This is a genomic window from Marinobacter sp. (genome assembly GCF_052094685.1).
Classification (GTDB): Bacteria; Pseudomonadota; Gammaproteobacteria; order Pseudomonadales; family Oleiphilaceae; genus Marinobacter.
In genome coordinates, this window is record NZ_JBQDKB010000105.1 from 1 (window position 1) to 11,475 (window position 11,475).

Annotated in this window: 14 protein-coding genes; 7 read left to right on the forward strand and 7 right to left on the reverse strand. The window is 52.6% G+C overall.

Annotated elements, in window-relative coordinates:
• Positions 1–581, reverse strand: a 581-nt coding sequence (locus ACTH3S_RS15905) for a DUF5666 domain-containing protein (protein WP_441809990.1), incomplete at its 3' end; no start/stop codon positions are given.
• A 199-nt stretch (positions 582–780) separates the two neighbouring features.
• Here ACTH3S_RS15905 and ACTH3S_RS15910 point away from each other — a divergent pair.
• Both ACTH3S_RS15910 and ACTH3S_RS15915 read left to right on the forward strand, forming a co-directional pair.
• Entirely contained in the window at positions 781–963 is a 183-nt protein-coding gene (locus ACTH3S_RS15910) for a DUF6435 family protein (RefSeq protein ID WP_441809991.1), read from the forward strand.
• Positions 964–1,117: 154 nt separating this feature from the next.
• Positions 1,118–3,385 carry a DUF7151 family protein gene (locus ACTH3S_RS15915; protein WP_441809992.1) on the forward strand — a complete coding sequence of 756 codons (2,268 nt, stop codon included), beginning with the start codon at positions 1,118–1,120 and terminating at the stop codon, positions 3,383–3,385.
• 70 nt (positions 3,386–3,455) lie between these two features.
• Here ACTH3S_RS15915 and ACTH3S_RS15920 read toward each other — a convergent pair whose 3' ends face one another.
• The gene (locus tag ACTH3S_RS15920) at positions 3,456–3,800 is read right to left on the reverse strand and encodes a chaperone modulator CbpM (protein WP_441809993.1); all 345 of its coding nucleotides are present in this window, start codon (positions 3,798–3,800) and stop codon (positions 3,456–3,458) included.
• Between the two features lie 15 nt (positions 3,801–3,815).
• On the reverse strand, positions 3,816–4,784 hold the full coding sequence (locus ACTH3S_RS15925; protein WP_441809994.1) for a DnaJ C-terminal domain-containing protein: 969 nt from the start codon (positions 4,782–4,784) through the stop codon (positions 3,816–3,818).
• A 147-nt stretch (positions 4,785–4,931) separates the two neighbouring features.
• Between ACTH3S_RS15925 and ACTH3S_RS15930 the strand changes: the two genes are divergently transcribed.
• Together ACTH3S_RS15930 and ACTH3S_RS15935 are read left to right on the forward strand one after the other, a co-directional pair.
• Positions 4,932–5,441, forward strand: a complete 510-nt coding sequence (locus ACTH3S_RS15930) for an acyl-CoA thioesterase (RefSeq protein WP_441809995.1) — start codon at positions 4,932–4,934, stop codon at positions 5,439–5,441.
• Between the two features lie 86 nt (positions 5,442–5,527).
• Positions 5,528–5,971: a YtoQ family protein gene (locus ACTH3S_RS15935; RefSeq protein WP_441809996.1), complete on the forward strand. Its 444-nt coding sequence runs from the start codon at positions 5,528–5,530 to the stop codon at positions 5,969–5,971.
• Positions 5,972–6,006: 35 nt separating this feature from the next.
• Here the strand turns inward: ACTH3S_RS15935 and ACTH3S_RS15940 are convergent, their stop codons facing one another.
• The 3 genes from ACTH3S_RS15940 to ACTH3S_RS15950 all read right to left on the reverse strand — a co-directional run bounded on the left by ACTH3S_RS15940 (position 6,007) and on the right by ACTH3S_RS15950 (position 7,551).
• Positions 6,007–6,438, reverse strand: coding sequence for a DUF3010 family protein (locus ACTH3S_RS15940; protein WP_441809997.1), 432 nt, complete (start codon positions 6,436–6,438; stop codon positions 6,007–6,009).
• Positions 6,439–6,477: 39 nt separating this feature from the next.
• On the reverse strand, positions 6,478–6,822 hold the full coding sequence (locus ACTH3S_RS15945; protein WP_441809998.1) for a PBPRA1643 family SWIM/SEC-C metal-binding motif protein: 345 nt from the start codon (positions 6,820–6,822) through the stop codon (positions 6,478–6,480).
• 132 nt (positions 6,823–6,954) lie between these two features.
• Entirely contained in the window at positions 6,955–7,551 is a 597-nt protein-coding gene (locus tag ACTH3S_RS15950; protein ID WP_441809999.1) for a pyridoxamine 5'-phosphate oxidase family protein, read from the reverse strand.
• A 93-nt stretch (positions 7,552–7,644) separates the two neighbouring features.
• On the opposite strand from ACTH3S_RS15950, the gene pdxR reads away from it, so the two are divergent.
• Together pdxR and ACTH3S_RS15960 are read left to right on the forward strand one after the other, a co-directional pair.
• A complete protein-coding gene (gene pdxR, locus ACTH3S_RS15955) occupies positions 7,645–9,072 on the forward strand; it encodes a MocR-like pyridoxine biosynthesis transcription factor PdxR (RefSeq protein ID WP_441810000.1) in 1,428 nt (475 codons plus the stop codon).
• 136 nt (positions 9,073–9,208) lie between these two features.
• Entirely contained in the window at positions 9,209–10,351 is a 1,143-nt protein-coding gene (locus ACTH3S_RS15960) for a cytochrome P450 (RefSeq protein ID WP_441810001.1), read from the forward strand.
• Between the two features lie 34 nt (positions 10,352–10,385).
• Here ACTH3S_RS15960 and ACTH3S_RS15965 read toward each other — a convergent pair whose 3' ends face one another.
• Complete coding sequence (locus tag ACTH3S_RS15965; protein ID WP_441810002.1) at positions 10,386–10,919, reverse strand: DUF4124 domain-containing protein; 534 nt, start codon at positions 10,917–10,919, stop codon at positions 10,386–10,388.
• A 189-nt stretch (positions 10,920–11,108) separates the two neighbouring features.
• Between ACTH3S_RS15965 and ACTH3S_RS15970 the strand changes: the two genes are divergently transcribed.
• A complete protein-coding gene (locus ACTH3S_RS15970; protein ID WP_441810003.1) occupies positions 11,109–11,444 on the forward strand; it encodes a hypothetical protein in 336 nt (111 codons plus the stop codon).
• Positions 11,445–11,475 lie beyond the last annotated feature (31 nt).

Here is an 11,475-nt window from a genome sequence, read left to right on the forward strand (position 1 = left end):
TGCCATTCGCCAACCCAGCCACTGCCGATTTCTTTCGCGCCCACAAAGGTTGCCTGAAAACTGCCATCAGCCAGGCGATAGCCACTGATACGAACGCGGTAATCTTCAGTGGTAACGTCCGTTACACTGTCAACCAACTGCTTTGGCGTAGCGCCTTTAAATACGGTGCGGCTGTTTACGGCCACGTCCAACCCAGCAATGGTGATTTTGCCGATTTTTGTGGCGGCATTCCAAGACATCGTATCAACAGGCCCACGAAGCGTATCGTCATAATAAATAGATCTGGCCTCTCCCTCACCATCACGGCCCCAGGAGCCTATTACCTTAACGATCATTCCCTTTTCCAGCTGGGAATACCGCTCCACGCCGTCGTTACCGGTATACGAGGCATTATTCACCCCAAAGTGCGTGCCATTCACGTACACGCTACCAAAGCCAGACACCGGGCCAACACTGCCACCGGTAGAAGACGCGGCGTTGTCATTGCTGCCATCGGAGCCGCCGCCACAGGCAGCCAGCGAGCCCATCACTGCGCCTGCAGTTACCATTTTAATCACTGAGTAAAGTGTGTTCCGTTTCATCGCTTTTCTCCTGAGCCGTCAACGGCCAACGTTGTTAGGTTATTCTCACTCTATTAATTTGGGATTAAATTCCCAACCCGCTAAATGGGAATTTAATCCCAATTAATGGTTTTGTCCAGCAAAGAGTAGAATAGGTCTGTGAACTTTCAGACAGGAAAAGCGTAAAATTCTGAACACACAGCAGAAATGAGGCGAGATAATGCTGGGATTTTTGAAGAGTAATCCGAGGAAAAAGCTGCAGAAAGCTTACGAAGACAAACTGGAGAAAGCGCAGCATGCGCAGCGCAATGGGGATTTAAGAAGTCATGGAGCCTTGATGGAAGAGGCAGAGAAGGTTTACGCCGAGATTAAGGCGCTTGATGCAAACCAATCTAGGGGATGACGGGGTACTGTTTTTTTGGTTAACATCGACCATAGCTACACATGATTTGTAGCGTAATTGTTACACTTGTGCCTTGTGCAGTAGCGTATCTGAACAAGGCCTTGGTTTCGTTCGTGCTGGATAAAGCTCGTTAATAACGTCAAGGAATACGACAATGAGTACTTACCTCTCTTTCAATAAAACCCTCCTCGCTTCCGCAGTCGCCGCTTCCACTTTACTGACAAGTGGTTGTTGGCTTGACTCTAGCGACAGCGAAAAAAACAATGAATCAGATGAGCAGGAAATACGATTACTGACGTCAGTCAGTAATATTACAGACAATGGCGCGTGTACAGACGGCGGCAAACTCATTTCTGCAGGTGAAGATAACAACAGTAATGGCCTGTTAGATTCCAACGAGATTGAGCAAGAAATCCAGATTTGTGATGACACTGTTAGTGAGCTTTCGGGCAGTGGCCTTCTGGAGACAACCGAGTTGGGATTGGGCGACGACAGGTGCAGCACCGGTGGGTTCCTGGTCTCTGCCGAAGGCAACGATCCAACCATCGTGTGCAATGCTGATCAAAATAATGCTTCGGACTTGATTACCAGCCTGAGCGCAACCCCCGCCGATCCAGAGGCCGGCGCACCCTATACACTGGAAGTTGCGGTGCGGGCAGCAGAGCCTGACGAAACCATTACCATTGAATGGACAGACCTGACCAGCGGAAAAATTCTCAGCCAGACCAGCAAAATTGTAAACCTGACTGCGCCGGAAACAATGGGAACCATTGAATATGCCGTAACGGTTAGAAGCAACTCGTCCGACAGCGCCACTGGCGGCCTCGAAGAATTGGGCACTGTATCTGTGACGGTCATGGAAGCCAACACCACACAAACCGACAGAGTTGGCACGCCTTCCGGCGATGTTTCTGTTCCGGCAGAATTTGAACAACCTCAAGCCCAGCCGCAAGGCGACTTTGAGGGGGCCTTGTTATTTGCAGGCCAAAAATCGCAACCTCTAGCCGTATCGGCATTGAACGCTGACTCCCCAAAGAAAGCCTTGGCAGCGGCAGCCCAGGTAAGAACCATACGAGCCCAGGCGCTGACAAGCCGCGAAGTAGCAGCCTTTGTGGCAGAAAGACCACCTCTGGGTGCTGGCAGTACTGCTCGAGCGGTTCTGGAAAACTTGGCCAACCAGATAAGTGGCGAGAGCGGCTTCAATTTGAGCAACATTGGTACCAGCCAGGTTGGTAGCAACAAAATTGTATCTGGCTCCTACAATCTCGAAAGCCTGCCAGCGGCCAAACCAACCGATGTCTCCAACGAGCTGGTACAACTGCTCGGCATTAACACTGCAGGTGGCACAATAACCAATTTGCCGACTGCGTCGGGTAACGAGGTTGCACTGTCCGATTACCGTCTCAATATGACAGTAATCTACTTCGATCAGGGCACTCCTAGCGATGAAGCAGACGACAAGATTATTCTGCTGAGCTCTCTGGTGGCAGAAAGCGAGCTAAGCACATGGGAAAATGCCATTACTCGCCTGACCAGTGGCCGGAACGTCTTCCCATCGAATGCAACGCGCACTCCGGGACAACAAGAGTTCACCACCAGTGCGACGTCCAAAAAGGCTGACTTCCTGTTTGTTGTGGACAATTCGGGCAGCATGGGCGGCGAGCAGACCGCTCTGTCGGAAGCCGCTGACAGCTTCAGCAGTGTCCTTTCCAGCAGTGGCCTGGATTTCAGCATTGGCACCATCAACACCAGCAGCGTCATAGAACTGGCTGATGACAATAACGATGGGGCGTTTACGCAGGACCTGAGCGAGTTCAAGCTGGATGTCACCAATCAGGGTACTAGCGGATCGGCTACCGAAACCGGCATCTACAACGCCGAACAGGCATTGCAATCAACAACAGAGGGAGACACGAACGACGGCGTTGTCACAACTGAGGGCTATCCCCGCGCAGACGCATCTCTGTCTGTCATCATTTTAAGTGACGAGCCAAGCCAATACACCAGTAGATCGGATGGTAAAAAAGAGTTTGTTGCAGACAACAACCTCTTCATTAGCCGCGGCTACGCCGTATATGCGCTTATAGAACCCGGGGATGCCAGTCACAGCCAATACGACGATCTGGCTCTGAGTTCCGGCGGTTCATTTGGCGATATCCAGGCCATCGCCGATTTCGATGCCCTCATGAGCGAGATCTCGAAAAACGCTGGCGGTGCCGCAAACAGCTACAAGCTGCCGGATAACGTAGACGCCAGCACCATTGAAGTTCGCAAGAATGGGGTGGTGGTATCCACCGGCACTGATTCAACGGATGGTTGGATATACCGCCCAGCATCAAATACGGTTCTGTTGCGTGGTACCGCAGTTCCAGCTGAAGGCGACAAAATCCAACTGCGTTACACTCTGGTAGAGACACCCTAAGCAACATAAAAACAGGGCTTGGTTCTTTCCAGGCTCTATTCTTATCAATAGCCCCTCCATTTGGCGGGGCTTACTCCCCCGTTAATTGCTGCAGCTGGCGCTTAACTTGCTCCATCTCCTTTCTCATCTCCTGAACTTCATCCAGAAGCTCCAAAGACATAGCCAGCCCCGGCAGGTTCATTTTCAGGTCTCGCTGCAAACGCTGGGCCTTGTGCAGCCGGGCAAGCGCAGCCACATCAAACAGCCATTGGCGGGCCTCGGCTGAGGGTTCTACAGGCGTAATAATGCCGTAACTCACCAGTTTAATTACAAACTCCGCGTGGCACTCACCTCGCAGGCACACTTCGTGAAGGGTGAAGGTACTGCCATCAGAGTCCATCACTTCCACGGCCAGAATGCTGTCTTTCTCACTCATTCTTTACTCTCTCCTTCACAGATGGAGCTTGCTACGTGGATTGAACGCTTTCTCAGCTTCGGCGAGCTGTTCGTAGAGTTTTTCTGCCTCTTCAGAATGCTGCTCCGGCACGGATATTTGCAGGATAACCATCTGGTCGCCCGGATGCTTGCCCGGCAGCCCTTTGCCCTTGAGGCGCAACTTGCGGCCAGATGACGTACCCTTGGGCACTTTCACATTCACCTTTGAACCAACAGTGGGCACGGTGATGGTTGCACCCAATGCGGCCTCCCAAGGCGTGATTGGAATGGTGACGACAACATCCCTGCCTTCAACACTGAACAGTGAATGGGGCGCCAGCTCAACTTCTATCAACAAATCGCCCGACTCGCCGCCACCAACACCGGGCGAACCCTGGCCTTTCAGGCGTAAATGCTGACCTTCGCGCATTCCGGCAGGGATTTTTACTTTCAGATTTTTCTGGCGTGCAACAACACGGCCCTGCCCGTCAGCTTCGTGCACGGTGAAAGTTACCTGCTTATCGCTACCCAGGAATACTTCCTCCAGTGGTAGTGACAAGCGGGCGTGAACATCTTCGCCCCGTCTGCGCATATTCTGCCTAAAGCCGCCAGCGCCGCCAAAACCATTGCCAGAAAATCCGCCACCGCCGAACATTTGTTCAAAAAAGTCGCTGAATTGGCGGGAATCCGCGTCGGTGTATCCGCCACCACCAAATCCCGATGAACTCTGCCAACCCGGAGGCGGCTGGAAAGAGCCATCCGATTGAGTGCCGTGTTTGCGTAGCTGGTCGTACTCGCCACGCTTCTCCGGGTCTTTCAGCACCTCGTAGGCTTCGCCAAGATCTTTGAACTTGTCGTCGGCGTTATCCTCTTTGCTCACATCCGGATGGTATTTCCGGGCCAGCTTCCGGTAGGCCTTTTTGATTTCCTCTGGGGAGGCAGACTCGCTCACACCGAGTACAGCGTAATAATCTTTAAAGTCCATCAAGCCCCTCACTTTTGGTCAGACATTGTTCTCTGGTTATATATGATTGGCGCAAACCGGTGAAATACAAGCTCTGCCCCGAACTTTCAAAGATGTAGTACCCTCAATAATAACCTTAGCCTAAAGCCAACACAGAGAAAGGAAACCATGTCTGAGAAGCTGTCCAAGCCCGTAGCCGCATCCGCCATTGAGAAACACGTGTACAAGGTTTTTCCCAATGACATGAACGCCCACGACACGGTTTTCGGCGGCATGATTATGGCCAAGTGCGACCGTTTAGCGCTGGTGGTTGCCGAGCGTCACTCAGCCCGTGTTTGCGTAACTGCTGCGGTGGACTCCATCCACTTTCGTGCGCCCGCAAAAGGCAACGATACCCTGCTGTTTAGCCTGGCGTTGAACCGGAGCTGGGGATCGTCTATGGAAATCGGCGCTCGGGTTGAAGCGGAGAACAGCTACACCGGCGAGACCCGCCATATACTGTCTGCCTTCTTCACCTTCGTGGCCTTGGATGAAAACGACAAACCCATGGATGTTCCCGCCGTAACACCAGAAACAGCCAAGCAAAGAAAACGCTTTGAAAAGGCGGAAATTCGCAGAGAGGGCCGGCTAAAAACGCGAACAGAGCTGGCGAAAATGTCGGATAACGACAGTGATTAACCGCGCTGAGATTCTGAAAGCCCACTAGCTATGGTAGGGTCTTGCAGACTTATACTTTCCCAACCAATGTTATTTAGGAGAACCCCATGATTTGGACTGTGTATCTCTCTGGCGAAATCCATACCGATTGGCGTGAGCAAATTCAGGCCGGGGCAGACGCAGCTGGACTACCTGTGGAATTTACCGCACCGGTGACCAACCACGAGGCCAGCGACGCGGCGGGCGATATGCTGGGCAAGCCAGACGTAGGCTTCTGGCGCGATCACCAGTCTTCCAAGGTGAACAGCATTCGCACCAAAACGCTGCTGGAGCAGTGCGACCTGGCGGTGATTCGTTTTGGTGACAAATACAAGCAGTGGAACGCGGCCTTTGATGCCGGCTTCTGCGCCGCGATGGGTACGCCCTATGTCACTCTGCACAACGACGACATTATCCACCCGCTGAAAGAAGTAGACGCATCTGCCATGGGGTGGGCGCAAACACCTGAGCAAGTGGTTGAAATCTTGAAGTACGTAACCACCGCTCAGTAAAAGCCTGGATCATCTGGCGAACGCAGTACCCACTGCTATTTCGCCAGGTGCCCCACGTATGCCGCAACAAATGCTTTTTCCTGAAACACCTTCAAACCTGTCTCGGCAAACGGAATCGGCAACGGTTTGGCAGAAAGCGTGGATTTTATGGTCGCAGACGACAGCAAGCTAACCTCAACATCCTTACCAGGCATCAACTGAATAGCCGCTTCCATTTTGAAGCTGATGGCACCCCCAGCAAACTTACCTTTGGGCATTCGCTCTTTAATCGCCACTTTTTTTACGTCGTGTTCCGCCAAAAACGCTGCAAAAGACGCCTGAAACTGCTGCAGATCCTCCCGGCCGTGATTCTTCTTCAGCGTGATCTTGCGAACCTTGCTTTCTGGCAGGCTGAACTGCCCCATATCCAGGTTCAGCAAACACACCACAGCATCGCTACCGCTCAGTTCAACACCACAAATAAGCATGGGTAATTCTCTCTGGATACTGACAATGGATACGGGGTGCTAGCCGCAGCACTTCTTGAATTTGAGACCGCTACCGCAACTGCAAGGATCGTTTCTGGATGGTGCTTTTGCCTGGGTAACTGTGCCGCCTTTATTCAGGATAGCCGTAAGCTCGGTAATAGATTCAACCGCGCCCTCGTTAGTATCAAGCCTTATATCCGCATGCAGCTGAGCGTCTGCAACCAGCGCTTCAACTTCTTGCTTGCGGGCTTCATTGGTTACCACAAGTTTTAGCGGATGCTTTTTGCTGCCGCTTTTTTGGCTGGCATTGGTTTTGAAACCGCCGTAGGCCGTGTGATGCTGGCGCGCATCCTGCCGGCCTTTGAAGAAAAATTTATCAGACATGCTGAAATCCTGATGAATTGAGATAGGCAGACTGTTCCTGAAGCACACGCTTGAACAAGGCCGCCGCCGAGACGGCCATCTTTTAGCATGCTTGCAAGATTGGTTATATAGCGGATTAAAGAAATACGCAGCTCAAACCGCCTGTATCCCATGCCAAACAGGTAAGGCCATATCTTCAGGCTCCTCATTGGGGCCGCCTGTTCGGCTCTTGAACGCCCCTTCTTCGATGGGCACACGGAACAACGCCGTCACTTTGCGTTCTTTGGCATTGGGAGCCCGCACTTGCTCCCACCGCCCTGGCTCAAGTTGATTAATGATCCCCATAAACGCCTCATCAAACGCGGCATCATCCTTCACTCGCTGGGGCCGTCCGAACAGCACGAGTGATGAGTAGTTAGCGCTGTGGTGAAAGGCTGACTTGCTCATAACCCACGCCTCTGTCGCAGCAAACGATAGGCAGAGTTGTGCACCGGAATCCAACTGCTTGCTCAACCGGCCTCCGTTCAAGGTATGCAAATAAAGATCATCCCTCAACCGCCAAGCTGTAAGAGGAATCACTCGAGGCTCACCCTCTTCTACAAAGGCCACATGGGCGGTCTTTAGTCGGTCAATCAGTGCATACGCGTCCGCGCGTTCATAGCTCGCACGTTTAGCAGCTCGCTTCACCTGGCTGCGAGGGCAGCAGGAAAGTGGAGTAGAGGCGGCGAGATCGGTTTCCTTAGGGGTCATCACATGTTCCTTTAATAAAGTACCCCGCTATTAAATAAAACATCTGATACCATAAAAAGATCCAGATTATGATTTTACATAGGGCCAGTTAAGGTGATCAACGATATTCAGCTGGATCCAGCTGCTCCCCTACAACAGCAACTCTACCGGCAACTGTCACAGCGAATTATCGGCCGCCGTTACCTGCCCGGCAGCCAACTGCCCTCAAGCAGGCAGCTGGCAGCAGATCTTGGGGTGAGCAGAAATACAGTGAACGCTGTTTACGACCAGCTCAAAGCCGAAGGATTTTTGCTAAGCCTCGCCGGCAAAGGCGTGTTCATCAATAAGGACATTCGCTCCACCCTAAATCAGCCGGATCAATTGCCTTCTCACTCTCAAAGCACTACTGCGCCCCTACCCCCTTTGCCGATCGTGCCCAAACATAGCCTTCGGCTAGGGGAGGACGCCAACCTGCCCTTTCAACCAGGCCTGCCAGATCTGGATGCTTTCCCCATTCGCAGCTGGAACCGGATTCTGCACCACCAAGAAAGCCGCAGACTGCTCAGGGGGTACGACTGTATTCAGGGCTACCAACCGCTACGGCGCGCCATAACAGAGTATATTCGAACCTCTCGTGGCGTGCGTTGCGAGGAGCATCAAGTCATTGTTACCAACGGAGCGCAGCAGGCATTATCCCTGATTGGTGATGTACTCCTGCAGGAAGGTGACCGGGTATTTTTTGAGAACCCTGGCTATCGCGGCGCTCGCTACGCATTGAGCCGGTACGGTAACCCTCTGTTGCCCGTGCCGCTAAAGGGCCAGGTGCTGGATGTAGGCGTACTCGCTGACATGGGCCCTGCCAAACTGCTTTTCTGTACGCCCACACATCAATACCCTATGGGCGGGATATTGGATATTGCCCAGCGTATGGCTTTGGTTGAGTGGGCACAGCGCAACCAAACCTGGATTATCGAAGACGATTACGACAGCGAGTTTCACTTCCACAACAAACCCTTTGCTGCCATTCAGGGGCTATTCGACAAAACGCCCGTTTTGTACGTAGGCAGCTTCAGTAAAACGCTGCTACCGGGGCTCAGGGTAGGTTATTTGGTTGTACCAGAACCCATGGTGGAGGCCTTCTTGTGGGCGAAACGAATCAGCGGCGGGGAAACGCCATTGCTCGCCCAAGCAACCATCGCCGAATTCATTGAGAGCGGTCAGTTTTCCCGCCACCTGCGGCGCATGAGGCAGCTCTATCGGGACAAGTGGCTTTACTTCCAAAAACGGGTATCAGAAGAACTGACTGGCCTGGTAACACCGGTGGCCGAGAGCGCCGGCATGCACCTTGTTCTTAAAGGAAACTTCGATGACGTCAACCTCAGCCAACAACTCAGAGCTCTGGGCTTTGGCAGCACCCCATTGAGCGCCCATTTTATCGGCGACACGCAACAAACCGGCCTGGTGATGGGGTTTGCCAGTGCCAGCGAACGAGAGATCGAGGCGGGCGTCTCGGCGCTGAAGTCACTCCTTCAGAGTGATTGACTACTTTGGCTTCTAACCCATCCGGATATACGGCGGGTAACAGAAATTCTCGACAGTCTTGTTCTTTCGCAATTTAGATTTAAGCAATTACAGTTATGCTAGGGAAGCAACCTATCTTGATGGCAAAGGAGCCAGTATGACTGATCACATGCCGGATGATTTGTCCGCAGCTGGCCGTGATTTGAGGGCCTACACAGACGAGCTGCGCCCTAAACATCCTGTTGTGCGAAACATTAAGGGAGAATGGGTGCTGCTGCGCCATGCCGAGGTTCTGGCGGCAGCCCTGGATGACGAGCGGTTCTCAAGCCAAGTTTCTCGCTACTTGCAGGTTCCGAATGGGCTAGACGGACAAGAACATACCCTCTACCGCAACGTTATAAAACAGTACCTTTCCAAAGAAGCGATAGAGCCGTTCGTACCCTTGTTCAAACGCGTCGCAACTCAGCTGGTGGCGGAATTGCCCCATGGTGAAGTACTGGATGCCGTAAATGATATAGGCGCCGTGTTTGCCGTTCGCGCTCAGTGTGCCTGGTTGGGATGGCCTGCGGAACTGGAGCCAAAGCTGCTGGCCTGGATGGAAGAAAACCATGCGGCTACCCGTTCCAGCGACCATGCTTGGATGGCAGACGTCGCTGAACAGTTCGATGAGATCATCCGCTCGGTCGTGCAGCCTCGCCGTGCAGCCGGCGACAAAGCACCCGACGACCTAACCACAAAGCTCTGCCGTGAGACAGTCAATGGGCAACCGCTCACAGAGCCGGAACTGGTTTCAATTCTGCGCAATTGGACAGGCGGCGATTTAGGCTCCATCGCTCTGTGTGTAGGTGTACTCATCGCCCACATAGCCCAACACCCCGAGCTTGTGGATCGGCTGCGAACCGCCCTGGATGCCGAGGTAGAAGCGATCATCGATGAGATACTGCGCATCGACAACCCGTTCGTATCCAATCGACGTGTAACCACCTGCCCCGTTCGAATCGGTGGCCGGGATATCCCAAGTGGTGCAAAGGTTAAATTGAACTGGACATCAGCCAACCGCGATGAGGCCGTGTTTGGCAACAATCAGTTTGATCCAGAAGGGAATGCGGCCACGAATATTGTGTACGGCGCTGGGAAGCACATCTGCCCTGGCCGGCTACTTGCCACTTGGGAGTTGAGAATCGCTTTGCAGGCCTTACTCGCGTCGGTGCACACGATTGAGTTGGTGCCAGAACAACCACCAGAGCGGGAAATCGCGCCTGTGGGCGGGTATCACAGGGTGCCTGTGGTGTTAACCTAGTACCTCTAGGCTGCGATTCAGGAGCAGAAATAGCTTATCGAACGTCGGGATGAATAGGTCTTTCAACAGTCTCGCACTGATCGAAAGCGTATCCTCGCGTACCTCCACCTAACTTCTGATAGGGAGCAAAGCACCGCTGGCTTTCTCTATATCGCGCCATCGCCGCGTCGTAGTTTTCCATGCGCTGCTTTCGTGTAAGACGTGCTTGGCCAGGCTTCAGTGTGTTGGGAGGGGAATTATTAGTAGCCTTTTGCGAGGTGCTAACCTGGCCTGATTGTTCTGAGCTTTCCTTTATAGACTCGATTTCCTCAAGGCGTCGTTCTTGTGCTGAGTCCGCCGCTTGCCGGATGGATTTAGCCACCGCTTCAGCTTTCTGACGGTCAGCTGCTGTAGGCTGACGCATTTGGACATCAACGGCTTCTCCAGCCTGTCGATACTTTTCTGGAACCCTGTCTCCAAAATGGATGTTGCCCGCTTCGTCTAGCCATTTATACACTTCGGCCGAAACCACAGACCACGAAAGAACAGCTAATAAGGCGCCTGCCAAAAATTGTCGAAAAAGCAACATTACGCACACCCCCAGGCTAAAGAAATACTCCCTTCACAAATATAGACCATGCCTTTATAGCCGCCAAAATCGCCAAACAACCAGGCACTTATAAGATTTTACAATTCCTGACCATTCAAACAGGCGCAGCTGAGCATCGCTGCTAGTCTTAGTTAGGAAACTAAATCTAATAAAAGCATGGAGCTAGCTGTGACCAAACGTCCTGACTTTCTTGTTGGTGGAGAACCAGCCAGATTAATCCCGATAACCGCAGACAGTGCACGAGAACAAAAATCGGTTTCCGTTTTACTCGCAGGCCTCCGATCGGTACTTGAGCTACGCCAATCACTGATGAAGTCTATCGGGGTGCGCGTAGGAACCAGTGCATCTATGGAGGCATGGACTGAGGTTGTTTTTGAGAACGAAGATAAAAAAGCTATCAAGCAAAAAGATCGGCCAGACGGCCTACTCATTCTTCGTACGGGGCGACGTGAGTGGCGCGCACTTATCGAAGCGAAAGTCGGTGTCAATGGCCATTTATTTTGACCCACCTTTGGCCAATAAAATTGACCCACCC

Bases quoted from the DNA above. Each gene is read 5' to 3' on its own strand.
- ACTH3S_RS15910 (WP_441809991.1), top strand. From the start codon at position 781: ATGCTGGGATTTTTGAAGAGTAATCCGAGGAAAAAGCTGCAGAAAGCT.
- ACTH3S_RS15915 (WP_441809992.1), top strand. From the start codon at position 1,118: ATGAGTACTTACCTCTCTTTCAATAAAACCCTCCTCGCTTCCGCAGTC.
- ACTH3S_RS15920 (WP_441809993.1), bottom strand. From the start codon at position 3,800: ATGAGTGAGAAAGACAGCATTCTGGCCGTGGAAGTGATGGACTCTGAT.
- ACTH3S_RS15925 (WP_441809994.1), bottom strand. From the start codon at position 4,784: ATGGACTTTAAAGATTATTACGCTGTACTCGGTGTGAGCGAGTCTGCC.
- ACTH3S_RS15930 (WP_441809995.1), top strand. From the start codon at position 4,932: ATGTCTGAGAAGCTGTCCAAGCCCGTAGCCGCATCCGCCATTGAGAAA.
- ACTH3S_RS15935 (WP_441809996.1), top strand. From the start codon at position 5,528: ATGATTTGGACTGTGTATCTCTCTGGCGAAATCCATACCGATTGGCGT.
- ACTH3S_RS15940 (WP_441809997.1), bottom strand. From the start codon at position 6,438: ATGCTTATTTGTGGTGTTGAACTGAGCGGTAGCGATGCTGTGGTGTGT.
- ACTH3S_RS15945 (WP_441809998.1), bottom strand. From the start codon at position 6,822: ATGTCTGATAAATTTTTCTTCAAAGGCCGGCAGGATGCGCGCCAGCAT.
- ACTH3S_RS15950 (WP_441809999.1), bottom strand. From the start codon at position 7,551: ATGACCCCTAAGGAAACCGATCTCGCCGCCTCTACTCCACTTTCCTGC.
- ACTH3S_RS15960 (WP_441810001.1), top strand. From the start codon at position 9,209: ATGACTGATCACATGCCGGATGATTTGTCCGCAGCTGGCCGTGATTTG.
- ACTH3S_RS15965 (WP_441810002.1), bottom strand. From the start codon at position 10,919: ATGTTGCTTTTTCGACAATTTTTGGCAGGCGCCTTATTAGCTGTTCTT.